This window comes from Exiguobacterium abrahamii, from assembly GCF_015645365.1.
Lineage (GTDB): Bacteria > Bacillota > Bacilli > Exiguobacteriales > Exiguobacteriaceae > Exiguobacterium_A > Exiguobacterium_A abrahamii.
Window position 1 is genome coordinate 1 of sequence record NZ_JADOYC010000004.1, and the last position, 25,876, is coordinate 25,876.

The 25,876-nt window shown below is 50.3% G+C and carries 23 protein-coding genes, 1 rRNA gene and 1 riboswitch; of the genes, 23 read left to right on the forward strand and 1 reads right to left on the reverse strand.

Features of this window, described 5'->3' with window-relative positions:
• The 21 genes from rrf to ligA all read left to right on the forward strand — a co-directional run.
• Positions 1 to 77 (forward strand): 5S ribosomal RNA (rrf, locus tag ITJ88_RS16485); the annotation flags it as partial.
• A gap of 99 nt (positions 78 to 176) precedes the next feature.
• Positions 177 to 374, forward strand: a complete 198-nt coding sequence (locus ITJ88_RS12070; protein ID WP_029340738.1) for an NETI motif-containing protein — start codon at positions 177 to 179, stop codon at positions 372 to 374.
• 206 nt (positions 375 to 580) lie between these two features.
• A riboswitch (purine riboswitch) is annotated at positions 581 to 682 on the forward strand.
• Positions 683 to 771: 89 nt separating this feature from the next.
• Complete coding sequence (gene purE, locus ITJ88_RS12075; protein WP_058704939.1) at positions 772 to 1,263, forward strand: 5-(carboxyamino)imidazole ribonucleotide mutase; 492 nt, start codon at positions 772 to 774, stop codon at positions 1,261 to 1,263.
• A complete protein-coding gene (purK, locus tag ITJ88_RS12080; protein ID WP_230088846.1) occupies positions 1,260 to 2,363 on the forward strand; it encodes a 5-(carboxyamino)imidazole ribonucleotide synthase in 1,104 nt (367 codons plus the stop codon). Before purE ends, purK begins: the two co-directional genes overlap by 4 nt.
• Complete coding sequence (gene purB / locus ITJ88_RS12085; RefSeq protein WP_195865836.1) at positions 2,360 to 3,655, forward strand: adenylosuccinate lyase; 1,296 nt, start codon at positions 2,360 to 2,362, stop codon at positions 3,653 to 3,655. Before purK ends, purB begins: the two co-directional genes overlap by 4 nt.
• A 59-nt stretch (positions 3,656 to 3,714) precedes the next feature.
• Positions 3,715 to 4,422, forward strand: a complete 708-nt coding sequence (gene purC / locus ITJ88_RS12090; RefSeq protein ID WP_195865837.1) for a phosphoribosylaminoimidazolesuccinocarboxamide synthase — start codon at positions 3,715 to 3,717, stop codon at positions 4,420 to 4,422.
• On the forward strand, positions 4,419 to 4,667 hold the full coding sequence (gene purS / locus ITJ88_RS12095) for a phosphoribosylformylglycinamidine synthase subunit PurS (protein WP_023467069.1): 249 nt from the start codon (positions 4,419 to 4,421) through the stop codon (positions 4,665 to 4,667). Before purC ends, purS begins: the two co-directional genes overlap by 4 nt.
• Positions 4,664 to 5,347: a phosphoribosylformylglycinamidine synthase subunit PurQ gene (gene purQ, locus ITJ88_RS12100; protein ID WP_195865838.1), complete on the forward strand. Its 684-nt coding sequence runs from the start codon at positions 4,664 to 4,666 to the stop codon at positions 5,345 to 5,347. The genes purS and purQ overlap by 4 nt, the downstream gene beginning before the upstream one ends.
• On the forward strand, positions 5,328 to 7,547 hold the full coding sequence (gene purL, locus ITJ88_RS12105) for a phosphoribosylformylglycinamidine synthase subunit PurL (RefSeq protein ID WP_195865839.1): 2,220 nt from the start codon (positions 5,328 to 5,330) through the stop codon (positions 7,545 to 7,547). Before purQ ends, purL begins: the two co-directional genes overlap by 20 nt.
• A complete protein-coding gene (gene purF, locus ITJ88_RS12110; protein WP_035398966.1) occupies positions 7,523 to 8,932 on the forward strand; it encodes an amidophosphoribosyltransferase in 1,410 nt (469 codons plus the stop codon). The genes purL and purF overlap by 25 nt, the downstream gene beginning before the upstream one ends.
• A gap of 16 nt (positions 8,933 to 8,948) precedes the next feature.
• Positions 8,949 to 9,983: a phosphoribosylformylglycinamidine cyclo-ligase gene (gene purM, locus ITJ88_RS12115; protein ID WP_195865840.1), complete on the forward strand. Its 1,035-nt coding sequence runs from the start codon at positions 8,949 to 8,951 to the stop codon at positions 9,981 to 9,983.
• A complete protein-coding gene (gene purN, locus ITJ88_RS12120) occupies positions 9,980 to 10,555 on the forward strand; it encodes a phosphoribosylglycinamide formyltransferase (RefSeq protein WP_195865841.1) in 576 nt (191 codons plus the stop codon). Before purM ends, purN begins: the two co-directional genes overlap by 4 nt.
• The gene (purH, locus tag ITJ88_RS12125) at positions 10,552 to 12,072 is read left to right on the forward strand and encodes a bifunctional phosphoribosylaminoimidazolecarboxamide formyltransferase/IMP cyclohydrolase (RefSeq protein WP_195865842.1); all 1,521 of its coding nucleotides are present in this window, start codon (positions 10,552 to 10,554) and stop codon (positions 12,070 to 12,072) included. The genes purN and purH overlap by 4 nt, the downstream gene beginning before the upstream one ends.
• 15 nt (positions 12,073 to 12,087) lie before the next feature.
• Positions 12,088 to 13,350 carry a phosphoribosylamine--glycine ligase gene (gene purD, locus ITJ88_RS12130; protein WP_195865843.1) on the forward strand — a complete coding sequence of 421 codons (1,263 nt, stop codon included), beginning with the start codon at positions 12,088 to 12,090 and terminating at the stop codon, positions 13,348 to 13,350.
• Positions 13,351 to 13,561: 211 nt separating this feature from the next.
• A complete protein-coding gene (locus tag ITJ88_RS12135) occupies positions 13,562 to 15,301 on the forward strand; it encodes an adenine deaminase C-terminal domain-containing protein (RefSeq protein ID WP_064300875.1) in 1,740 nt (579 codons plus the stop codon).
• A gap of 68 nt (positions 15,302 to 15,369) precedes the next feature.
• A complete protein-coding gene (locus tag ITJ88_RS12140) occupies positions 15,370 to 15,684 on the forward strand; it encodes a YerC/YecD family TrpR-related protein (RefSeq protein WP_023467078.1) in 315 nt (104 codons plus the stop codon).
• Positions 15,685 to 15,721: 37 nt separating this feature from the next.
• Positions 15,722 to 17,101: a TrkH family potassium uptake protein gene (locus tag ITJ88_RS12145; protein ID WP_195865844.1), complete on the forward strand. Its 1,380-nt coding sequence runs from the start codon at positions 15,722 to 15,724 to the stop codon at positions 17,099 to 17,101.
• Positions 17,102 to 17,113: 12 nt separating this feature from the next.
• Positions 17,114 to 17,338 carry a hypothetical protein gene (locus ITJ88_RS12150; protein WP_035398958.1) on the forward strand — a complete coding sequence of 75 codons (225 nt, stop codon included), beginning with the start codon at positions 17,114 to 17,116 and terminating at the stop codon, positions 17,336 to 17,338.
• Positions 17,339 to 17,400: 62 nt separating this feature from the next.
• The gene (gene pcrB, locus ITJ88_RS12155; protein ID WP_174316006.1) at positions 17,401 to 18,096 is read left to right on the forward strand and encodes a heptaprenylglyceryl phosphate synthase; all 696 of its coding nucleotides are present in this window, start codon (positions 17,401 to 17,403) and stop codon (positions 18,094 to 18,096) included.
• 45 nt (positions 18,097 to 18,141) lie between these two features.
• Positions 18,142 to 20,367, forward strand: coding sequence for a DNA helicase PcrA (gene pcrA / locus ITJ88_RS12160; RefSeq protein ID WP_035412308.1), 2,226 nt, complete (start codon positions 18,142 to 18,144; stop codon positions 20,365 to 20,367).
• A 14-nt stretch (positions 20,368 to 20,381) separates the two neighbouring features.
• Entirely contained in the window at positions 20,382 to 22,376 is a 1,995-nt protein-coding gene (ligA, locus tag ITJ88_RS12165) for an NAD-dependent DNA ligase LigA (protein ID WP_195865845.1), read from the forward strand.
• Between the two features lie 471 nt (positions 22,377 to 22,847).
• Here the strand turns inward: ligA and ITJ88_RS12170 are convergent, their stop codons facing one another.
• Positions 22,848 to 23,429, reverse strand: a complete 582-nt coding sequence (locus tag ITJ88_RS12170; protein WP_087682080.1) for a class D sortase — start codon at positions 23,427 to 23,429, stop codon at positions 22,848 to 22,850.
• Between the two features lie 134 nt (positions 23,430 to 23,563).
• Here ITJ88_RS12170 and ITJ88_RS12175 point away from each other — a divergent pair, with 134 nt between their 5' ends.
• Both ITJ88_RS12175 and ITJ88_RS12180 read left to right on the forward strand, forming a co-directional pair.
• Positions 23,564 to 24,742 (forward strand): CamS family sex pheromone protein, encoded by a 1,179-nt coding sequence (locus ITJ88_RS12175; RefSeq protein ID WP_087682081.1) that lies wholly within the window; start codon positions 23,564 to 23,566, stop codon positions 24,740 to 24,742.
• Positions 24,743 to 25,013: 271 nt separating this feature from the next.
• Complete coding sequence (locus ITJ88_RS12180; RefSeq protein ID WP_050678993.1) at positions 25,014 to 25,868, forward strand: MurR/RpiR family transcriptional regulator; 855 nt, start codon at positions 25,014 to 25,016, stop codon at positions 25,866 to 25,868.
• Positions 25,869 to 25,876 lie beyond the last annotated feature (8 nt).

The window sequence follows — 25,876 nt, forward strand, 5'->3', positions numbered from 1 at the left end:
CCGAACACGGAAGTTAAGCACTTGAACGCCGAAAGTAGTTGGGGGCTTCCCCCTGTGAGGATAGGACGTTGCCAGGCAAACGGTGGTTCTGGAGCATACGCTCAAGGGCCGCCGCTTTTTTGTGTCTTTTTGTAGAAAGACATGCATCCACTTTAATGAAGGGACTGAACAGGGATATGGCGAAAAAAACGAAACTACGCGTAGCCGTCGAAGAGAACGAGACGATTGGTGCTTGTTTGGATCGTATCGATGCCATGGGATACCGCCCGACGGTCCGACGAGAAGAGCCGATCTTTGGATTAGACGCGAATGGCGAACCGTATCCAATTCGTCAGCAAATCGTCTTCGATTGCAAAGTGAAAGAGAGCGAATAACTCCTCAAGCATCGTCCGATTCATTCGGACGATGCTTTTTTTATACTTCATTTTATTTAATGCCTCCCAAGAAATAAACTCCGAATGGACACTAAATGAAATAAGAAAAACACCTTTTAAAACCGAACGATAAATTTTCAGATAATTAAATTGTTCGCCTTTGGTTGACGCCTTGGGATGGACTTGTTAAGATGAAGTCGTGACAGGATGATTGAATATAAACACCTCGTATAATAGCAGGGATATGGCTTGCAAGTTTCTACCCAACGACCCTAAATCGTTGGACTATGGGGTATATGGATGTTCGTCGATATTTCTTTGGCGTACCTTTTTATACCCTAAGCCACCCTTTTAGCCGTGGTTTGGGCTTTTTTTATGCACAAAGGAGGAAACAGCGATGGGAAATGTAGAAGTCGGCGTCATCATGGGAAGTCAATCGGATTGGGAAACGATGAAACATACATGTGATGTGTTGGAGCAACTTGAGATTCCATACGAAAAGAAAGTCGTTTCCGCACACCGGACACCGGATCTAATGTTTCGTTATGCTGAATCAGCACGTGAACGAGGACTGAAGGTCATCATTGCCGGTGCAGGCGGTGCTGCTCATCTACCGGGCATGGTCGCTGCTAAAACGACATTACCTGTCATCGGTGTTCCTGTGAAAAGTAGAGCGCTCCAAGGAATTGATTCCTTGCTCTCGATCGTTCAAATGCCAGGTGGCGTACCGGTCGCAACGGTCGCCATCGGAGAAGCAGGCGCAAAAAACGCCGGATTGCTAGCTGCTCAAATTCTCTCGATTCAAGATGAACGACTTGCCCGCAAGCTCGATCATATGCGAGTCGAACTAGAAGGAGACGTCATTGCATCTGGAGGGAATCTGCTATGAAACGAATCGGGATACTAGGCGGTGGTCAACTTGGTCGAATGATGGCACTGTCCGCCCGTGAGATGGGCTTTGAGATTTTGACACTCGACCCAACGGACAACGCACCGTGTGCGCAAGTGGCGGATCAACATATTCAAGCTGCTTTCACGGATGTCGAGGCAGCCAAACAGCTCGCAGCTGAATCAGATGTCGTCACCTACGAATTCGAGAACATCTCGACGGAAGTCGCTGAAGCGATCGGGACGAAACTGATTCATGGAACGGATCTTCTTTTTCAAACGCAACATCGGGTACGGGAAAAAGAGATGATTGAACGCATTGGACACTCTGTCGCTCCGTACTATCCGGTGACGCATCCGTCTGACTTAGAGGAAGCAAAACAACGACTCGGGTTACCGTTCGTCTTGAAGACAGCACGATTCGGCTATGACGGAAAAGGACAGACCGTCATTCGGACGGAAGAACAGTTCCAAGCGGCAATCAAACAATTCGAACCGACTGAATATGTTGCGGAGCAGTGGTTACCGTTTGATCAGGAAATTTCCGTCATCGTCACTCGAAGCGCAACAGAAACACGTGTTTTCCCGGTCAGTGAGAACATACATCGAGAAAACATTTTGCATCTATCGATCGTACCGGCACGGATTTCTGAATCGCTCGAACAAGAAGCAATTGCGCTCGCTGAATCGATCGCGGATGCCGTCGGGCTGATCGGTACACTGGCTATCGAGTTGTTCGTCGTTGGTTCTCGACTAATCGTCAATGAACTAGCACCCCGACCACACAATTCGGGACACTATTCAATCGATGCTTGCGAAACATCCCAATTCGAGCAACATATCCGTGCCATCAGTGGTCTCCCACTCGGTGATACCCGTCTGACGACACCGGTCGTCATGGCGAACATCCTGGGTCAGCATGTCACAGCATTATACGAGGAACTACCGAGACTAAACGCTCGGACGAAAGTTCACTTATATGGAAAAGCAGAAGCCAAGACAGGACGCAAGATGGGCCATTTGAACATTCTTGCGGACACCGTCGACGATGCTTTGGCAGAAGTCGAACGCCTGTCGATATGGAAGGAGACAGTTCAATGATCGAACGGTATACACGTCCTGAGATGAAAGCGATCTGGACCGAACAAAACAAATTCGAGGCTTGGTTAAAAGTCGAGATCCTTGCGTGTGAAGCATGGAGCGAACTAGGAGTCATCCCGAAAGAGGACGTCCAGTTGCTTTGGGACAATGCCTCCTTTGATGTCAACCGCATCCTTGAAATCGAGCAAGAGACACGTCATGATGTCATCGCCTTCACGCGTGCCGTCTCTGAGACACTCGGAGAAGAACGTAAGTGGGTCCATTACGGACTCACGTCAACGGACGTCGTTGATACAGCACTCTCGTATCTGTTGAAGCAAGCAAATGACATTCTTGCTGCAGATCTCGATCGGTTCATCGACATCTTAAAAGTCAAAGCGAACGAACATAAATATACGGTCATGATGGGACGAACGCATGGCGTACATGCAGAACCGACGACGTTCGGTCTGAAACTAGCGCTTTGGTATGAAGAGATGAAACGAAACAAAGTCCGTTTTGAAGCAGCACGTGAGACGGTCGAATACGGCAAGATGTCAGGTGCCGTCGGGACATTCGCGAACATCGATCCGTTCATTGAAAAGTATGTCTGCGAAAAGTTAGGGACAAAGCCTGCTCCGGTCTCAACGCAAACTTTACAACGTGATCGTCATGCACACTATATGTCGACGCTTGCTCTGATCGCGACATCGATCGAAAAGATGGCAACGGAAATCCGGGGTCTGCAAAAGACGGAAACACGTGAAGTCGAAGAATTCTTCGCTAAAGGTCAAAAAGGATCATCGGCGATGCCGCACAAGCGGAATCCAATCGGTTCAGAGAACATGACAGGTCTTGCCCGAGTCATCCGTGGACACATGGTGACGGCGTACGAGAACGTCTCACTCTGGCACGAACGGGATATCTCGCATTCTTCGGCAGAACGCATCATTCTTCCGGATGCGACAGGACTACTCAACTATATGTTGAATCGTTTCGGAAACATCGTGAAGAACTTGACGGTCTTCCCGGAAAACATGAAGCGGAACATGGACCGGACGTTTGGTGTCATCTTCTCTGGACATGTCTTACTCGCTTTAATCGAAAAAGGCTGGTCACGTGAAGCGGCGTATGATTTCGTTCAACCGCGTGCGATGCAGGCGTGGGAAGAACAAATCATGTTCCGTGACTTATTGTGGCAAGAAGAAGAGATTCAACAACTTTTCACAGAAGAAGAGCTTGAGGCGTGTTTCGATCCGACGTACCATACGAGTCGCGTCGATGAAATCTTTGAACGGTGTGGCTTGAACTAATCAACCTGGGACGGGGCACGTGCCCCGTCTACATCTTAGGATCATGGGGGACGAAAGCGATGCAACCACTTTATGAAGGAAAAGCAAAACGATTGTACACGACGCAGGAGCAGGATGTGCTCCGGATCGTCTATAAAGACGAAGCCACGGCATTCAACGGCGAGAAAAAAGAAGTCTTTGCTGGAAAAGGCGAATTAAACAACCGATTGACGAGTCATTTCTTTGAAATCCTCGAACAAGCGGGCATTCCGACACATTTCATTGAACGTGTCTCGGAGCGCGAACAGCTCGTACGTCGTGTCACTATCATCCCACTCGAAGTCGTCGTCCGAAACGTCGTCGCGGGGAGCTTGAGTAAACGGCTCGGTATCGAAGAAGGTACGGTGCTCGAAACACCAATCGTTGAGTTCTACTATAAAGATGATACGTTAGGCGATCCACTCGTCACCTCATCACACATTAATTTACTGAAGATTACGACTTCTGAAGAGTTAAAAGAGTTGTCGGACAAAGCGCTTCGCGTAAACGAAGTCTTGCAACCTTACTTCCGTCAAAACGGAATCACGTTGATTGATTTTAAATTGGAGTACGGCAAGACGGCAGACGGAACGATTCTACTGGCAGATGAGATTTCACCCGATACATGCCGCTTGTGGGATCAGGCGACAGGAGAACATCTCGATAAAGATGTCTTCCGTCGCAATATCGGTTCACTGACAGAGACTTACCAAACACTATTCAATCGCCTAGGGGGAAACACACAATGAAAAAAGTCATCGTATCGATCGCATTACGGGAAAGCATTTTAGATCCACAAGGAGTTGCTGTAAAAGGCGGATTGCAACAGCTTGGTTTTACCGGTGTCGAGAGTGTCCGAATCGGAAAACAGATTGAACTGCTCGTTGAAACGGAAACGACAGAAGCGATGATTCATGAGATGTGTCAAAAACTACTCGTCAACACAGTGATGGAAGATTACCAGATTACGATCGAAGAGGTGACGCCAGCATGAAGTTCGCGGTCATCGTCTTTCCGGGATCGAACTGTGATTTAGATATGTACCATGCGGTCAAGGATGCGCTCGGAGAAGAAGCGGAATACGTCTTCCATACCGAAACATCACTTGAAGGCTACGACGGCGTCTTACTGCCGGGCGGATTCTCTTACGGAGATTATCTCCGTTGCGGCGCAATCGCGCGCTTCTCACCGATCATGGAAGAAGTCAAACGTTTTGCGGCAGAAGGGAAAACGGTCCTCGGAGTGTGTAACGGATTCCAGATTCTTGTCGAAGCGGGACTCTTGCCAGGTGTCTTGCACCGCAACAACGGCTTGAAGTTCATGTGCCGGACGGTTGAACTGAAGGTTGAAAATACGAAGACACGTTTTACATCGGATTATCTGCCAGGCGAGACGATCTCGATTCCAATCGCGCACGGCGAAGGAAACTACTACTGTGACGATGCGACTTACGCGATGCTGCAAACGAACGGACAAATCGCCTTCACGTATGTCGATAATCCGAACGGCTCACGCGGTGATATCGCCGGGATCACGAACAAAGCCGGCAACGTTCTTGGGATGATGCCACACCCGGAACGAGCGGTCGAACTCTTGACCGGCGGAACAGATGGACTAAAACTCTTTACTTCACTCGTCAAACAGGGGGCATACCATGCTAAAACAACAGTCTGAACCAACACCAAAATTGATTCAAGAGCAACGCGTCTATGCCACGATGGGCTTGAGTGATACGGAATACCAGATGGTCGTCGATTTACTCGGACGCCAACCGAACTATACGGAAACAGGATTGTTCTCAGTCATGTGGTCCGAGCATTGTTCATACAAGACATCTAAACCCGTCCTCCGTCAATTCCCGACGACTGGACCACGTGTCTTACAAGGACCAGGGGAAGGGGCAGGTGTCGTTGATATCGGCGATGAGCAGGCAGTCGTCTTTAAGATCGAAAGCCACAACCATCCATCCGCTGTTGAACCGTATCAAGGGGCTGCGACGGGCGTCGGCGGAATCATTCGTGACATCTTCTCGATGGGCGCACGACCGGTCGCACTTATGAACTCGCTCCGCTTCGGGCATCTCGGTACACCACGTGTCAATCAACTGTTCGAACAAGTCGTCGCTGGGATCGCGGGTTACGGCAACTGTGTCGGGATCCCAACGATCGGTGGCGAAATCGGATTTGATCGTTCATATGAAGGCAATCCGCTCGTCAACGCGATGTGTATCGGTTTGATCAACCATGCCGATATTCAAAAAGGTCAAGCAAAAGGTGTCGGCAACTCGGTCATGTACGTCGGTGCAGCTACTGGACGCGATGGGATCCATGGTGCGACTTTTGCCTCGGAGGATCTCGGAGAGGATACGGAAGCAAAACGTCCGGCTGTTCAAGTCGGTGATCCATTCATGGAGAAGTTATTGATTGAAGCTTGTCTTGAAATCGTCGGGCATCCGGCACTCGTCGGGATGCAGGACATGGGTGCTGCCGGACTGACATCGTCTTCAGCAGAGATGGCTTCAAAAGCCGGTATGGGCATCGAGATGCACCTCGATGACGTCCCTCAACGAGAGACAGGGATGACGGCTTACGAAATGATGCTCTCTGAATCACAAGAGCGGATGTTACTTGTCGTCAAGCGTGGTCGCGAAGCAGAGATCGAAGCAATCGTCAGCAAATGGGGACTCCATGCCGTTCACGTTGGAGAAGTCATTGAAGAGAAAGTCTTACGGTTGATTCATCACGGAGATATCGTGGCAGAAGTTCCGGTTGATGCGTTAGCAGAAGAAGCACCGGTCTACGAAAAACCATCCCGCGTTCCTGCGTATTATGAAGAATTCCAAGCGATGGAAGAGACGCTTCCCGTCGTCGAAGATGTCGTTGAGACATGGCGGGCGTTACTCCGTCAGCCGACGATCGCTTCAAAACGTTGGGTCTACGATCAGTACGATCATATGGTCCAGACATCGACCGTCGTCGCACCAGGATCAGACGCAGCCGTCATTCGTGTCCGCGGCACGAACAAAGCGCTCGCGATGACGACCGACTGCAACAGCCGCTTCGTCTACTTGGATCCATACGTCGGTGGACAGATTGCGGTTGCGGAAGCAGCACGTAATATCGTCGCGAGTGGGGCGACACCACTCGCCATCACGGATTGTCTGAACTTCGGAAATCCGGATAAACCAGAAGGCTTCTGGCAGTTGCAGCAAGCAACAGCCGGTATGGCAGAAGCATGTCGTGTCCTTGAGACACCTGTCATCGGTGGAAACGTCTCACTCTACAACGAGTCAGCCGGTCAAGCGGTTCACCCGACACCGGTCGTCGGAATGGTTGGCTTACACGAGCAAACGGAATGGATCACAACACAACACGTCAAACAAGCTGGTGACCAGATTTATCTATTAGGAGAAACAACAGCCGAGTTTGGTGGCAGTGAGCTTCAATATATGCAATTCGGTAAATCATTCGGTCGCGCACCACAGATTGATTTAGCGATCGAACACGCACGCTTACAATTGTTACAGCAGGCAGTACAAGCAGGTGAAGTCAATGCGATGCATGATGTATCAGAAGGTGGTCTTGCCATCGCTCTCGCTGAGATGACATTTGGGACGAACCTCGGGTTGACGGTTCAGTTCGACGGACCAACGTTACACCTGTTCAGCGAATCGCAATCACGCTTCATCGTCACGGTGCCACAAGCGCATGTCACAGCATTCGAACAACGGACTGGTGCTCAAGCAATCGGTGTCGTCACGAACGATGAGCTTCTCGTCATCGAAACGGTAGAGACACGGATTGAAGCAGACCGTTCGACCTTACAGGAAGACTGGGAAGGAGCAATCGCGTGTTATATGACATCAAAGGACTAAATGAGGAGTGTGGCGTCTTCGGGATCTTCGGACAACCGAATGCAGCCCAACTCGCCTATTACGGCTTGCATAGCTTGCAACACCGGGGACAGGAAGGGGCAGGCATCGTCACGAGTGACGGTGACGACCTCTTCCCGCACCGCGGGCAAGGACTCGTAACGGAAGTCTTTTCGGAAGAGACACTGACGAATCTGAAAGGACATCATGCGATCGGACATGTCCGGTATTCGACAGCAGGAGGAAACACGCTTGAGAACACTCAACCGCTGCATTTCAAATCGCGGACGGGAGATCTCGCTCTCGCACATAACGGAAACCTCGTCAACGCCGATTCACTGAAGCACCTGTTAGAAGCAGAGGGTGCCATCTTTCAGACGACGAGTGATACGGAAGTCGTCGCCCATCTCGTCAAACGCAGTAAGCTCGACACACTCGAAGACCGGATTGCTGACAGTCTCGCGCGTCTCGTCGGGGCGTTCGCCTTCCTTTTCTTAACGGAAGACACGTTATTCGTGGCAGTTGATCCACACGGACTGCGTCCACTGTCACTCGGGAAGACACCGGACGGCGGCATCGTATTCGCGTCAGAGACATGTGCCTTTGATATCGTCGGCGCGGAGTTCATTCGTGATATCGAGCCAGGGGAACTCGTAACGATCACAGAACACGGCATGTCGTCTCGTCAATACATGGAACCACGCGAACGAGCGATGTGTTCGATGGAATACATCTACTTCTCACGTCCGGATTCAATCATTGATGGCGTCAACGTCCATACAGCTCGCAAAGCACTCGGGAAAAAGATGTATGAAGAAGCACCGGTCGAAGCAGACGTCGTTACCGGAGTACCGGATTCAAGTATTTCGGCAGCGATCGGTTACGCGGAAGCGAGTGGGATTCCATATGAAATGGGATTGATCAAGAACCGGTATGTCGGACGGACGTTCATCCAGCCGTCACAAGAGTTACGGGAACGTGGGGTCAAAATGAAGTTGTCCGCGCTACGCGGCGTTGTACAAGGAAAGCGTGTCATCATGGTCGATGATTCAATCGTCCGGGGAACGACGAGTCGTCGTATCGTCGGTTTGTTACGTGAAGCGGGTGCGACGGAAGTGCACGTCCGCATCACGGCACCACCGATTACGAATCCATGTTATTACGGGATTGATACTTCGTCGAAGGAAGAACTGATCTCTGCTCGATTGATGCCGGAAGAAATTCGTCAGGAAATCGGTGCGGATTCACTTGAATTCTTAACTGTACCGGGCATGGTCGATGCCATCGATCGCCCGTTCGATGGACCGTTAAAAGGACAATGTACCGCTTGCTTCACAGGAGAGTATCCGACACCGCTCGGTTCGCTCGAGTTAGAAGCTAAACTTTGATAGATGGGGGAAGAACATGAGCAAACATTACGAAGCAGCAGGTGTGAGTCTGACAGCAGGATATGAGTCAGTCACTCGAATGAAAAAACACGTCGCCCGTTCGATGCGCAAAGAAGTATTGACGGGACTCGGTAGCTTTGGTGCGATGTTCGACCTCAGCCAATTGCAGTTGAAAGAACCGGTCCTTGTCAGTGGGACAGATGGTGTCGGTACGAAACTGAAGCTCGCTTTCGCACTGGAACAACACGATACGATCGGGATCGACTGTGTCGCGATGTGTGTGAACGATATCATCGTCCAAGGCGCGGAACCACTTTATTTCCTTGATTATATCGCGCTCGGTCAGGCGATTCCGGCGAAGATCGAACGGATCGTCGCCGGTGTCGCAGAAGGTTGCGTCCAGGCGGGATGTACGTTAATTGGCGGCGAGACAGCGGAAATGCCAGGGATGTATGCGGACGGCGAATATGATATCGCCGGGTTCGCCGTCGGTGCCGTCGAGAAACAAAAATTGATCACAGGTGATAACGTCGCAGCGGGAGATGTCATTCTCGGTCTCGCTTCGTCCGGCGTCCATTCGAACGGGTTCTCACTCGTCCGTAAAATCGTCGCTGACAGCGGTCTCCGCTACGAAGATGAAGTTATGATGCTCGGTCATACGCTCGGAAATGCGCTCCTGATGCCAACACGTATCTACGTCGAAGCAGTCAAAGCAGCCCTTGAGACGGAAAAGATTCAAGCGATGGTCCATATTACGGGTGGTGGATTCTACGAGAACGTACCACGCGTCTTACCGGAAGGTCTTGGCGCATCATTCGACCCGAAAAAGTGGCCGACGTTACCAGTCTTCGACTGGCTCGAGCAAGCGGGTGATTTGCCACGACATGATATGTATAATGTCTTCAATATGGGGATTGGTTTCATGTTGATCGTCAAACCGGAAGATGTCGCGGAAGTGACAGCACGCCTCGCTCGTGAAAATGAGACGGCGTACGTGATTGGTCAGGTGACCAATCAAGAAGGTGTCCGGATTCAAGGAGTCGACGCATGAAGATCGCCTGTTTTGCATCAGGAAGCGGTAGTAATGTCGAAGCACTTTTTGAAGCAAACGAGGCAGGAACGTTACATGCCTCGATCGAACTGATCGTCTGCGATCAACCGGACGCGATGGTCATTGAACGGGCGAAACGACGCGGATGCGACGTCTTCGTCTTTCGGGCGAAGGACTATCCGGATAAACCGAGTTTTGAGCGGGAGATCATTGCCCGTCTTGAAGCGAAAGGCGTCGAACGGATCATTCTCGCCGGCTACATGCGATTGATTGGCGAAGAGTTGCTCGGACGATACGCAGGGCGGATCGTCAACATCCACCCGTCGCTACTTCCGGCCTTCCCGGGAAAAGATGCGATCGGACAAGCATTTCGTGGCGGAGTTAAAATCACAGGTGTTACAATTCATATAGTCGATGAAGGAATGGACACAGGACCAATCATGGCCCAAGAAGCCGTTCGGATTACAGAAGAGATGACGCGTGAAACATTGCAACAAGCGATTCAGCGTGTCGAACATAGACTGTATCCGCAAGTCATCGAAGAGTGGATGAAAGAGGAGGCAAACGTATGAGAGCGTTAATTAGTGTGTCGGATAAAACAGGAATCGTCGAATTAGGACGGGCGTTTCATGAAGCAGGGATCGAGCTCGTCTCGACAGGCGGAACACATCAAGCGTTAGAGGAAGCTGGGCTTCCGGTCATTGGTATCAGTGAAGTCACACAATTCCCAGAAATGCTTGATGGACGTGTCAAGACGCTCCATCCAATGGTTCATGGTGGATTACTCGGTCGTCGTGACCTTGAATCGCATCGTGAGCAGATGGCGGCGCAACAGATTCAACCGATCGATTTCGTCGTCGTCAATCTGTATCCGTTCAAGCAGACAGTCTTACAAGAAGACGTCGCCTATGCTGATGCGATCGAAAACATCGATATCGGTGGACCAAGCATGTTGCGTTCAGCAGCGAAAAATCACGTAGCTGTCACGGTCGTCGTCGACCCAGCCGATTACGAAACAGTCGTTGCCGAGATTCGTGAAGGTGGAACGACGTTTGAGACACGCCAACGTCTTGCGGCGAAAGCATTCCGGCATACAGCGGCGTACGATGCGTTGATCGCGGATTATTTCTTGACGCAAACAGGCGAGAAGTTCCCGGATCAGTTGACGATCACGCTTGAGAAAGTCCAGGATCTTCGTTACGGAGAAAATCCACACCAAGAAGCAGCCTTCTATAAAACACCGATTTATCGTGGAGCTTCCCTCGCTTCCGCGAAACAGTTACACGGTAAAGAGTTGTCGTATAACAATATTCAAGATGCCAACGCCGCACTTGAAATTCTCGACGAGTTCCGCGAAGCAGCAGCCGTCGTCGTTAAACACATGAACCCATGTGGTGTGGCCGTCGGTCCAACGATCGGAGAGGCGTTCCGCCGCGCGCATGCAGCCGATCCAGTGTCGATCTTCGGTGGCATCGTCGCCTTGAACCGTGAAGTCGATTTAGAGACAGCAGAACAATTAAGCGGCATTTTCCTTGAGATCATCATCGCCCCGTCCTTCACAGAAGACGCATTCGCCTTGTTGTCAGCGAAAAAGAACATCCGTCTGCTTGAACTCGACGTCAAACGTGTCCAAGCGATCCGTTATACGGCAGTCGCTGGCGGCATGCTCGTCCAAGACAGTGACGATGAGACGCTTGATGATGCAGCCGCACGTGTCGTGACAGACCGCAAACCGACAGCAGCGGAATGGGAAGATTTGAAACTCGCATGGCGCGCCGTCAAACACGTCAAGTCGAATGCGATCGTTCTCGCGAAGGACGAAGTGACGGTCGGTGTTGGTGCAGGACAGATGAACCGTGTTGGTTCAGCGAACATCGCGATTACGCAAGCTGGAGAAAAAGCAGTTGGCGCGTCCCTTGCTTCCGATGCTTTCTTCCCAATGGGGGACACAGTCGAAGCTGCAGCAGCAGCTGGTATTACAGCAATCATCCAACCAGGCGGCTCGATTCGCGACCAAGAGTCGATCGATGCGTGTAACAAACACGGCATCACGATGGTCTTTACGAACGTTCGACATTTCAAACACTAAGTGGAGGCGATTTGAATGAAGGTATTGGTGATTGGTAAAGGCGGGCGTGAACACGCGCTCGTCTGGAAGCTGGCACAGGATGAACGAATCGAGACCGTGTATGCTGCGCCTGGGAACGCCGGGATGACACAAGCCACATGTGTTCCGATCGCCGAAGATGCCATCGATGAACTCGTGGCGTTCGCACAAGACGAACAGATCGATTGGACGATCGTCGGACCAGAAGGACCACTTGTTCTCGGAGTCGTTAACGCCTTTCAGTCAGCGGGACTGCAAATCTTCGGACCAACACGGGAAGCGGCAGCGATCGAAGGAAGTAAGCAGTTCGCAAAAGAATTGATGGAGCGTGCCGGTATTCCGACCGCTGCTCACGCCGTCTTTACTTCAGCAGCAGACGCAGAGGCGTATGTTCGCAAAGCGGGTGCACCGATCGTCATCAAAGCCGATGGACTCGCTGCCGGAAAAGGAGTCACAGTCGCAGAAACCGTGGATCAAGCGCTTGTTGCAATCCACGATACGTTTGCCGGGGAATACGGTCAACAAAGCCGCGTCGTCATCGAAGAATGCCTGATCGGGGAAGAGTGTTCGTTGATGGCATTCGTGCACGAAGAGACGGTCATCCCGATGGTATTGTCGCAAGATCATAAACGGGCGTTTGACGGTGACCTAGGTCCGAACACAGGAGGCATGGGCGCGTATTCGCCGCTACCTCAGTGGGACGAAGCAGCATTGACGACAGAAGCCGTTGATCGCATCATTCAGCCGCTCGTCGATCAGATGGCAAGCGAAGGAATTCCGTTCACCGGCTTCCTCTATGCCGGTCTGATGCTGACGAAACAAGGACCATTCGTCATCGAGTTCAATGCCCGGTTCGGTGATCCGGAAACAGAAGTCATTCTTCCGCGCTTAGAGACGCCGTTGCTGGATGTCATCATGCCGTTGATGGACGGACAGACACCAGAAGTCGTTTGGACGGATCAAGCAGCTGTCGGTGTCGTCGTCGCAGCAGAAGGATATCCGGAAGCGCCAAAAACGGGACAAGCGATTCCACTTGAACAGATCGGGGACGGTCTTCTCGTCTTTCATGCCGGCACGGCAGAACGAGACGATCAACTTGTCTCAGCTGGTGGACGTGTCCTCGTGTGTGTCAGCCGTGCCGAGACGATCGAGCAGGCTGTCGAACAGGTCTATGCGAACTTACCAGACGTGACGGATCAACCATTCTTTTACCGAACTGATATCGCTCAAAAAGCCTTTCGTGCCTCGCATGAATCATGATATCTGAACCAGACGTGCTTGAAGGAGCCGCGTCTGGTTTTTTTGTTTCTTGGCGAAGTGCACGAAAAGATTTGTCTTCCATGGCGAATTTGTGTTATTTTGACCAAATGAATCCGGAACGGGGCAAAACTTCTTGAAACTTACTTAGCAACATTTTAGTATAAGAACTATAAGAAAGCGTTTTCAATAAAACAAAGGAGGTCGAGCTTTCGTGAAAAAAAATTGTGGAAGATCCCCTTGGACGAAATCTGAAGTACGAACACACCAAGCGGTCATCAGCGGAAAGCTTGCACCGACACTTGTCATACAGAATGCCACTTACCTGAATCATGGTGTCAAAGCATGGCGGACGGCGAATATCTGGATTAGTGGCGACCGGATCGTCTATGTCGGTCCAGAGATGCCGGAACAAGCCGATGCGTATCATGATGCGACAGGTCAATATATCGTACCCGGTTACATTGAACCCCATGCCCATCCGTTCCAACTTTACAATCCAGCGAGTCTTGCAAAATTCGCAGCAGAGCGGGGAACATCGACGCTCGTCAATGACAACATGTTGTTATTATTAGAGCCGACGGAGCAAGCGTTTGCTCAAGTCGAGGCGCTAGCGGACTTACCGACCTCAATGTACTGGTGGGCAAGACTCGACGCACAAACCGAGCTTGATGCCGACAGTATCTCGATCGATAATCGCCGGATTCAAGCGTGGCTCAAGCATCCACAAGTCATCCAAGCGGGTGAGTTGACGGGATGGCCACGTCTCTCGCAAGGAGATGATGAACTGCTTCACTGGATGCAGGATGCGATCAAACTCGGAAAACCGATCGAAGGTCATTTCCCTGGTGCTTCAGCGAAGACGCTGACGAAGATGGCGCTGTACGGCGTGACGAGCGATCACGAAGCGATGACGGTTGAAGAAGCGATGACACGTCTTGAACTTGGCTACACGACGACAATTCGTTATTCATCGATTCGTCCAGATTTACCGGATATCTTTAAAGGTCTCGTCGAAGCAGGGTTGACGCAGTTTGATAAGGTGCTCGTGACGACAGATGGTTCAACGCCGTCCTTTTATAAGGCAGGCATGATGGACGAGACGATCCGATTGATGCTCGAGGCAGGCATCCCGGTCGAAGAAGCGTATCGGATCGCGTCGTACAATGCAGCGCGTCATTTTAATCTCGATCATCTGCTCGGGAGTATCGCACCGGGACGGATCGCGCATCTCAATTTCCTTGAGGCAAAAGATGCACCGACACCTGTCGCCGTACTTGCGCGCGGCACATGGGTCCGTCAAGCAGACATTCCATGTTACCCGGCAGAAGCGCTCGATGCAGTCTATGCGCTCATGCCACGTTCGGAAGTCCAGGTTTCGTTAACGGAACAGGATTTCTCGTTCAGCATGCCGGTTGGTCTTGAGATGGTCAATTCCGTCATCATGAAGCTCTATCAAGTCGAACACGATACAAGTGTGCCTGTGCTACCGGCAGGATGTGATGAATCCTTCCTGATGTTACTCGACCGGGAAGGGAAGTGGCGACTGAATACCGTTCTGAAAAACTTTGCGACACAAGTCGGTGGTCTCGTCAGTTCGTACTCGATTAGCGGTGATATCTTGATGATCGGTAAATCGAAACGAGACATGCAAGTCGCGTTTGATCGAATGAAAGCGTTCGGCGGCGGAATCGTTCTCGTCGAGGACGGAGAAGTCATCGCTGAAGTTCCGTTGACCTTGATGGGGCAGACGTCCGACTTGCCACTCGAAGATTTGATCGTTCAGGAAACCGCTCTACGGGAAGCCTTGTTTGAACGCGGTTATGCGTTTGAAGATCCTGTCTATACGTTGCTATTCCTAGCGTCCACTCACTTACCATATGTACGGATCACACCACAGGGAATATACGAAGTCCTTCGGAAAAAAGTCCTTTTCCCAGCGATTTTGCGATGACGCTTGAATTTTAAAACGTCGCGCTTTAAACTATTAAAGAGCAATTGAATGGGAAAGGGAGTCACAAGATGCAACTCGATAAATTGCGTGGAAAAGAATTAGATCAGTTATTTACAGCCATCATGAAGATGGATTCATTAGAAGATTGTTATACGTTGTTCGAAGACTTAGCGACCGTCAACGAAATCCAGGCGCTCGCCCAACGTCTTGAAGTCGCACGTCAATTACGTGAAGGCAATACGTATCACAAAATCGAAAAGGCGACCGGTGCTTCAACAGCAACGATCTCGCGTGTCAAACGTTGCTTGAACTACGGTTCGGGCGGTTATGATCTGGCGCTTGCCCGCCTAGGTCTTATCGAGCAAGAAGTAGCGGATAACTAATGTTATCCGCTACTTCTATGAAGGGGGGCGTGTCACATTGGATTTTGCGTTACAACATAAAATTCAGCATTTCATTCGAAGGCTGACGCCCATCCAGTCGCTCGTCATCATCTACTTCGTTGCAGTCATCATCGGAATCATCATGCTCGGTCTGCCGTGGTCGACCAAGGGAGACTACAACTGGGACTTCACGGACCTCGTCTTCATGGCGGTTAGTTGCGTCAGTGTCACAGGTTTGACGACGGTCTCGGTCTCAGAAACCTTCACGACGTTCGGCTACTTCATGATCATGATTTTAGTGCAAGTCAGCGGAATTGGTTTGATGTCGCTTCATATCGCGATGGGGGTCATTCTCGGAAAACGAATCGGCTTTCGGGAACGCCAACTCGTCGTCCGAGATCAGAACCAGACGACGATGCAAGGGGTCGTCAAATACATTCGCGAAGTCATCTTGATCATCGTCTCGATTGAATTGATCGGGGCATTGATTCTCGGGCTGTACTATACGAAGTATTTTCCGACACTCGGTGAAGCGATGCTCCAAGGACTGTTCGGTTCGGTCAGTGCGACGACGAATGCTGGTTTTGATATCACGGGTGAATCGTTACTACCGTTTCGCGGTGATTTGTTCGTCGTCTTCATGCAAATCTTGTTACTGACACTTGGTGCGATCGGGTTTCCGGTACTCGTCGAAGTCCGGCGCTACATCTCGTACCGGGCGACACGCCAAGCGACACGTCAGCCGTATCATTTTTCACTATTTACGAAATTAACAGCGTCGACGTTCTTGATTCTTGTCCTGTTTGGAACCGCATCGTTGTTGTTGTTCGAGTGGAATCAATCGTTTAAAGGACTACCGATCAATGAGAAGCTCGTCGACGCCTTGTTCCAATCCGTCACGACGCGAAACGGGGGATTGACGACCGTCGACATCACGTCCTTCTCGCAGGCTTCGATCTTCGTCTTGTCGATCTTGATGTTCATCGGGGCGTCACCGTCTTCCGTTGGTGGGGGGATTCGAACGACGACGTTCGCTGTTGCTATCTTGAGTGTCATCGCCTTCATCCGCGGTGAATACGGGATTAAAATTTTCGGTCGTGAAATCGGTCAATCGGATATTTGGAAAGCATTCGTCGTTATCGTCGTCTCGACTGGTGTGACGATGGTCGGATTGATCGTCTTATTGCTTGTCGAAGATGCCCCGTTCCTCGTGCTGTTTTTTGAGGCGTGTTCGGCTTTCGGAACGACCGGTCTATCGCTCGGCATCACCGATCAATTATCGGATATCGGAAAATGGACGTTGTCTGTGTTGATGTTCATCGGTCGAATCGGTGTCATCTCGTTCGTTCTTCTCCTGAAAGCGAACCAACCGAAACGTAACTACAACTATCCGAAGGAATCCGTCATCATCGGATAAGGAGGCTCTTTTATGAAACGTGCCTTTTGGATTAACTTCGCCTATATCTTTGCTGTTCCTGTCTTACCGTTTTTGGCGCTCGTCAATGGGCGAGCACTCTGTTCACCGGATTCACCGTTGCTCGACGTCCCGGTCCTCGGTTTCTTTTTGGCAGAACCGTGGGCGTTCGTGCCGGTATATGCGGTCTTTGCGTTGTTACTGGCGTCACTCTTGACGAAACGACGGACACACGTCTGACCATCTCGCCCTGCGCGAGATGGTTTTTTGTTTTATACTGAATGTGGAATGAGAAAGAGAGGATGGGACGAACCGTGTTATTACCTTTTAATGAATGGCGACATGTCTTTAAACTAGATCCAGCAAAACCAATTGATGATGCGAGCCTGCAGGCGATTGCGACGTCCGGAACGGATGCGATTCTTGTCGGTGGAACAGATGACATCACACTCGATGCGACGCTTGATCTCTTGATGCGTTTGCGCCGGTATCCAGTCGCAGTGGCACTCGAGATTTCTGAACTCGAAGCCGCAACGATGGGATTTGATACGTATCTGACACCGACGGTCCTGAATGCCGGTACGTTAGAATATGTCGTTGAAAAACAGGTCGAGGCGTTAGAACAAGTCGGTCATATGCTGGCGCACGCTGATCTTGTCGGGGAAGGGTATATCGTCCTGAATCCTGATGCGAAGGTCGCGCATGTGACACAAGCAAAACCGCTAACATTAGATGAGACCGTCGCTTATGCGCAGTTAGCGGATAGCGTCTTCCGTCTACCGGTCGTATATCTCGAATACAGCGGCGTTTACGGAGAACCGGAACGAGTCGCAGCCGTTCGCGATGTCTTGAAACAGGCACGCCTGTTTTACGGTGGAGGAATCGACTCCGAAGAGCGAGCGCGTGAGATGCTACAGTATGCGGATACGATCGTCGTCGGGAACGTCATTTATGAGGATTTAAAAGCAGCGCTTGCGACCGTCGCAGCGACACGATAAAATATAGGAACAAAAGTTCGGAATATAAGAAATGAGGCTATTGATATGTTTAATTTGAGTGAACAGCTCGTCAGCGGACTAAACCCTGAGCAAGCAAGAGCAGTCAAGCATACGGAAGGTCCACTGCTGATCATGGCAGGAGCCGGTTCCGGGAAGACACGCGTCCTGACACACCGGGTCGCTTATTTGATGGCGGCTAAACAAGTCGCACCGTGGAACATCCTCGCGATTACGTTCACGAACAAGGCGGCGCGGGAAATGCGAGACCGGATCGGTCGTTTGGTCGGTGGTGTCGCGAATGATATTTGGGTCTCGACCTTCCACTCGATGTGTGTCCGGATGTTACGTCGTGACATCGATCAGCTCGGTTACGACCGCAACTTCACGATTCTTGATTCAAGTGATCAGCAGTCGGCGATCAAGCTCGTCTTAAAGGAACAAAACTTGGATCCAAAAAAATGGGATCCACGTTCGATGCTGACGATCATCTCGTCACAGAAAAATGAATTACGCAGTGCTGAATTCTACGCCTCGATCGTGACGAGCCCGTATGAGAAGACCGTTGCTGAAATCTATAAAGGATACGAAGCGGTCTTACGCCGGAACAACGCGCTCGACTTTGATGATTTGATCGGAAAAACGACGGAATTGTTCAAGAAGAGTCCGGATGTTCTTGCTTACTATCAAAAGAAATTCCGTTACATCCATGTCGATGAGTATCAAGATACGAACAAAGCCCAGTATGATCTCGTCAACCTGTTAGCGTCGGGACATCAGAATCTCTGTGTCGTCGGGGACTCGGATCAGTCGATCTATCGCTGGCGTGGTGCTGACATCGCGAACATCCTCTCGTTCGAAGAGGACTATCCGAATGCAGCTGTCATCTTACTCGAGCAAAACTACCGTTCTTCGAAACGAATCTTGGAAGCGGCCAACCATGTCATCCAAAACAACTCGACGCGCAAAGACAAGAAACTTTGGACGGATAATGATGAAGGCGAGAAGCTGATCGTTCATACGGCAGAGAATGAGCGGGAAGAAGCCTTCTATATCGTCCAAGAGATTCGGAACTCGCTTCGTTACGGGATGAAACTGAGCGATATCGCGATTCTGTACCGGACGAATGCACAATCGCGTGCGATCGAGGAAACACTTTTGAAATCGAACGTTCCGTACAAAATGATTGGCGGCACGAAGTTCTACGATCGTAAAGAGATCAAGGACGTTCTCGCTTATCTCCGTTTGATTTCGAATCCGGATGAAGACCTGTCCTTCGCGCGGATCGTCAACGAACCAAAACGTGGCATCGGCGCAACGACGATTGATAAGCTGCGTGATTTCGCCGACTTACAGGGCGTGTCATTGATGGAAGCGATTCGCGATATCGAATTGTCGAGTATCGCACCGAAGACGGCAGCGAAGCTGACGGATTTCCGGACGATGATTCTTGGACTCAGTCAAATGCAAGAATTCATCAGCCTGTCGGAACTGGTCGAAGAAGTACTCGAGAAATCAGGCTATCGCCAAGTACTGAAGGAAGATAAGACGCTAGAAGCACAAAGTCGTCTCGAGAACATTAACGAGTTCATCACCGTTGCGCAAAACTTTGAGAAGGAAACGGCGAAAGCCGATCCAGAAGATCGGACGATCATCGCCTTCTTGACTGATTTGACACTCGTCGCCGATGTCGATTCACTCGACGAGACGGATCCGGAAGAACAAGTTACATTGATGACGCTCCACTCGGCAAAAGGACTCGAGTTCCCGGTCGTCTTCTTGATCGGGATGGAGGAAGGCTTGTTCCCACATAGCCGCTCGCTTCAGGATGAAGACGAGATGGAGGAAGAACGTCGCCTCGCGTATGTCGGGATCACACGTGCTGAGAAACGCCTTTACTTGTCACATGCGCGGATGCGTTCTCTGTACGGACGGACGAATGCGAACCAAGAATCACGGTTCCTCGCGGAGCTGCCGGAAGTCGTCATCGAGCGGACAGGTAAAAAAGCGAAGCCACTTCCATGGGAAGACCGCCCTGTTCCGCAAGGCAAAGCCGTCATCGGTCGCTCGATCAGCAAACCGACAGCAATGAAGACGTCAGGTGCGGAAACGCTCGGTTGGTCGGTCGGAGATAAGGCAGAGCACGGGAAATGGGGACTCGGTACAGTCGTCCAGACTCGTGGTGAAGGAGATAATCTTGAAATCGATATCGCATTCCCAGCAGTCGGAATCAAACGACTGCTCGCGAAATTTGCACCGATTAAAAAGGTATGACGGGAGGTCCACAGATGGACGCAAGCCAGCGTATAGATGAGATTCGTCAAACATTAAACCGATACAGCTACGAATACTACGTACTGGATCAACCAACGGTACCGGATGCGACGTACGATCAATTGCTTCGTGAACTGACGGAGTTAGAAACAGAGCATCCAGAACTGATCACACCGGATTCGCCAACGCAACGCGTCGGCGCGGCACCGCTCGAAGCGTTCGAGAAGGTGACGCATGATTTACCGATGCTGTCGCTCGGAAACGTCTTTGATGAGACAGAAATTCGCGAATGGGTTGCTCGGATTGAGCGGTCGCTCGGACGTTCGACGACGTATGTCGCCGAACTGAAATTCGATGGACTTGCGATTTCGCTGAAATACGAAGACGGTCGATTCGTTCGTGGGGCAACGCGTGGCGATGGAACAGTCGGTGAGAACATCACGCAGAACCTACGGACGATCAAAGCGTTACCGCTGCGTTTGCAGGCAGAAGAGACGGTCGAAGTCCGCGGTGAGGCTTACATGCCGAAACAATCGTTCGAACGCTTGAATGAAGACCGGGCAAGCCGGGAAGAGACATTGTTCGCGAATCCGCGTAATGCGGCCGCAGGTAGCCTGCGTCAGCTGGATTCGTCGATCACAGCGTCGCGCAATCTGTCGTTGTTCGTGTATGGCGTCGGTGTCAATACGTTGACGGCCCGTTCACATAGCGAAGCGATGGCACAACTCGCTTCACTCGGGTTACCGACCAATCAACATATGCAGACGTGTGAGACAGTGGAAGAGATTCTTGCCTACATCGCGCACTGGACAGAAGCACGCGCGAGCCTGCCATATGAGATCGACGGAATCGTCTTGAAAGTCGATCGATACGATGATCAGGAAGAGCTCGGCTTCACAGCAAAAAGTCCCCGCTTTGCGACAGCCTATAAGTTTGCGGCGGAAGAAGTCATGACGACGGTAGAAGACGTTGATTTCAGTGTCGGTCGGACCGGGAAAGTCACACCTCGCGCCCGTTTTGCACCGGTCGTCGTCGCAGGATCGACGGTGACGTATGCGACACTACACAACGCCGACTTCATCGCTGAAAAAGATATCCGCCTTCAGGACTCGGTCATCATTAAAAAAGCGGGCGATGTCATCCCGGCAGTCGTACAAGTCGTTACAGCAGAACGGACAGGGGAAGAGACACCGATCGTCTTCCCAACGCATTGTCCGGCCTGTCAATCGGAACTTGTCCGTCTCGAAGGTGAAGTCGACATCCGCTGTGTCAGTCCGGAATGTCCAGCACAATTGATGGAAGGTATCATTCACTTCGTTTCGCGTCAGGCGATGAACATCGACGGTCTCGGTGAAAAAGTCGTCCGTCAATTGTATGATCATGAAGCGATCCGGACGATTGCCGATTTATATCGACTCGATCGTGAAGAATTATTGACGTTCGACCGGATGGGTGAGACGTCCGTTGATAAATTGCTTGCGGCAATCGAAGCCTCGAAACAGAACTCGGTTGAGCGTCTGTTGTTTGGTTTCGGAATCCGACTTGTTGGTCAAAAAGCAGCGTATCTTCTAGCGGAACGTTTTGATTCGTTAGCAGGGATTGCAGCAGCAAGCTACGAGGAGATTGTTGCAATCGATGGCATCGGTGGGAAAATCGCGGATTCGATCGTGAAGTACTTCGAACATCCGGAAGCACAGGCATTGATTCGTGATTTGGAACAACTCGGCGTCAATCAACGTTTCCTTGGGGAACGGGTTGATCAGACGAATGCACCACTCGGTGGCAAAACGATTGTCTTGACGGGAACGCTCGAGAGCTTAAAACGGTCAGAGGCTGGTAAACGACTCGAAGCACTCGGTGCCGATGTGACAGGAAGCGTCAGTAAAAAGACGGACGTACTCGTCGCAGGGGAAAAGGCAGGTTCTAAGCTGACGAAGGCTGAATCGCTCGGTATCGAAATTTGGGATGAAGCGCGTCTGTTAGAAGAACTAGCTAAACACGAAGCGTGAGCAGAATGAATGAGAACGATCAAATAAAAAGGAAGGCGAAATTTCCGCCTTCCTTTCAGACTATAGACAAAAAGGCTGACTCCAAAAAATGACGCGTCTTTTCACGCCCTTTCCTCAGGCGAGACACAAGCCAGTTTTCCCGCTCTATTTGAGCAGGAAAACGGGTCTTGTTTGTCTCTGACAGCGCAAAATTGCGCTTTTTCCTGTAGGAGTGGCGTGTATGTAATGCGTCATTCTTTTTATACCGGGAAGAAGTATCAGAGAAGCGTTTTGTTCCCTCGACATCGCTTCCTAGGGAAAAACAAGCAAGAGCGACCCTGCAGCGAAGCGAAGCGGCGCGATGCTTGTCCCAGGAAAACGATGCGAGACGAACAAAAAAGCGCAATCCTTCTCGTTAGAGAAAAATTGCACACTATCTTCAGTTTCAAAGGAAGGCGGGATTCCGCCTTCCTTTATCTATGTTCATCTTTGTCACGAAGCAATCGTCTCGCTCCGAACCAAAGTACCTTGTTTGATGAGACGATTCGTTGCCGTTTCTGGTGGATCACAGGTGATTAATGTGATGGTTGGGGAAGCGACGGATTGATCGAGGACGGACAATGTCGTCGGTGTGACAAGACGACTGGATGTGATGCGGTACGTATACCGATGTGTTTTTGTCGTGACGACGACGGTATCGCCTTTTTTGACGTCAGGCAGACGATTGAAGTGAAGCCCTTCCGTAAAACTTCGGTGTCCGGCGAGCGCATAATTGCCTTTTCCGGGTGATCCGGTTTCTGGAATATGACCGATACTACGGTCCAACACCGCTGTCGTCGAGCCTTCTAAGATGACTTGCTCAAAATCAATGCTTGGAATCGAGAGCAGTCCAACACCTGATTTTGCGAGCGGTTGTTTCGTTTCTTTCGCATCGACGGTCTTTAAACTTTTTGTCCATTGTTCTTTTAAATTGGCTGCCTCTTGTTCACGCTGATAGTCACTGATGAAGGGCCAAGCAATAAGGGCGATGCCTGCCAGTAAAAAAAGCAGACCGATGAATTTACGACGTGTCATGAGAAAAAGTCCTTTCGGATACGCTAAGGCGCATCATCTTTTTTGAAAATCAGGGGAAAACTTGTCCTTCCCCGATGGAAAACGATTCTGTTATGATAAAGAGAACGATTTAAAAACATGGGGTGCAAATAGAGATGAACTATAAAACAGCAGTAGCGTTGACGTTATCGAGCACGTTATTTTTAGGTGCTTGTTCGTTCGACCTTTCGCCAAGTAGCGATACAAAAGAAGTCATTACTGAAAGTGAACAAGGTAAGGAAGTCCAAGCCGTCGTCAGTCCAGCCATTGATACGACGGATTCGTACTACCGGACGGTCTTACCGTTTCGTCCAAGCGTCGCACGTGGAATGACACAAAAACGTGTCAGTTCACGTCTTGAGCTTGATGAAATCGAAACGGGTTTAATGCGTCATTCGACACAGTTTTTTGATCCGGAAAAATACTATTACCAAGAAGGTCAGTTACTCGAAGCCGACCAAATCGCGAAATGGTTGTTGCGAAAAGGAAAAGCAGGCGATGGCGTCAGCGATCCTGAAGGTCTGAACCCAGCCTATACGTCTGGTAAGTCGTATAAAGAAAAAAACCAAAAGTCACCTATGATTCTATCGCATATCTTAGAGCAAGACTACATGCTTGAAGAAGATAAGAAACTCGAACTCGGTGGCACGTCGATTGCGCTTGTCTTAAATAGTGAGTATGTGTTCCAAGATGAAAACTATGGACCGACCTATACCGTTAAACTTGATGAAAAGAAAGTCGTTGCTGAAGGAAAGCGGATGGCAAACGAGTTAGTCAAGAAGATGCGTAAGACACAAGGGATGAAGACGACACCGATTCACGTCGCTCTCTACCTCCAGGAAAAAGAAGGATCACCGGTTTCCGGTCACTATCTCTCGTCTGCCTTCATCGGTCGCGGGAATCAAATCAGTGCGAACGACTGGAAAAACTACAATGAGCGCTATTACTACTACCCGTCAGCACGCGCGACGAATGATGTGCGGGATGATGCGGCGAAGTTCGATTTATTTAAAGACCGTCTAGAAGACTACTTCCCGAACTACACCGGTATGATAGGGGAAGGCTTCTATCAAGAAGACGAACTGAAAAAGCTTGAGATGAAGATTCCCGTTCAATTTTACGGAAAAGCAGAACTCGTCGCATTCGTTCAGTACGTGACGTATCTGCTTGAGAATCGTTGGGAGTATAATCGAAACATTCCAACGACGATCACTGTGACGAACTTGAACGGGGATACGGAAGCGATGCTGTTCCTCGATCCGGATACAAAAAAACCAATCGTCAAGATTCGCTGATTTCTCGATTCACTTTATGAAGCGACATTCCTCCAATGGACGGAATGTCGCTTTTTATGTAGAACGGACGCTGGAAGAGAGAAGCATATGAATCAGAAAGGAAGGGTATGGAAGAAGAATGGTATTTTGTTTCACTTTCCCATTTTTTAGATTTACGAAAGCCAGTAGGAGAGAGCATAATGAAAGAAGAACAGTTCTACACACAGGAACGACGCGGTAAGTGATAAATCGTTAGTTCTTTTAAAAAGAAGAGGATAAAGGGGAGATGTAGATGAAAGGCGGTATCTATTCACAAATCGGTGCAGTTCGAGAGGAACTACCATCGTCCTCACGAAAAGTCGCAGACTATGTCTTGACGCATATGAACCAAATTGCGCGCATGACGATCCACCAACTCGCAGAGGAATCGGATACAAGTGCCGCTGCAGTCGTCCGCTTCTGCCGGGCGCTTGGATTAAAGGGATACCCGGAGTTGCGGATGCGTATCTCTGCCGATACAGCACGGACGGATTTAAAAGGGTATCACGATATCGAAAAGGATGAACGTCCTGTCGACTTGATTGAAAAAACGCTTAGTAACAGCATTCAAGCGTTACAGGATACTGCGAAGCAGTTGAATGATGAACGGATTGCAGATGCGATTGATGTGATTGATCAGGCGCGTGCGATTTATTTTTATGGGATTGGGGCATCGCATGTCGTAGCCGAAGACGCGGCGCAAAAATGGACACGTGTCGGGAAACTAGCGATTCAAGAAACGGACCAGCATCTGCTTGCGACGATCTTAGCGAATGCACGTAAAGAAGATGTCTTCTTTGCGATTTCCTACAGCGGAGAAACGGAAGAGGTCGTCGAGTTGATCCGTTTGGCGAAAATCCAAGGGTTGAAGGTCATCAGTCTGACACGTTTCGGGGACAACCGGATCAGCCAACTCGCGGATATCGCGCTTTGGACATCACGCGCACCGGAAGCACCGCTTCGTAGTGCGGCGCTCAGTTCGCGTCTCGCCCAACTGTTTGCGATCGATGTCTTGTTCTTATCGTATGCTGCGGGACATTATGAAGACACGCTCGAACGTCTCCAATACACGCGAGAAAGCGTTAAGACACTGCATCAAAAGAAATAAGGGGGATA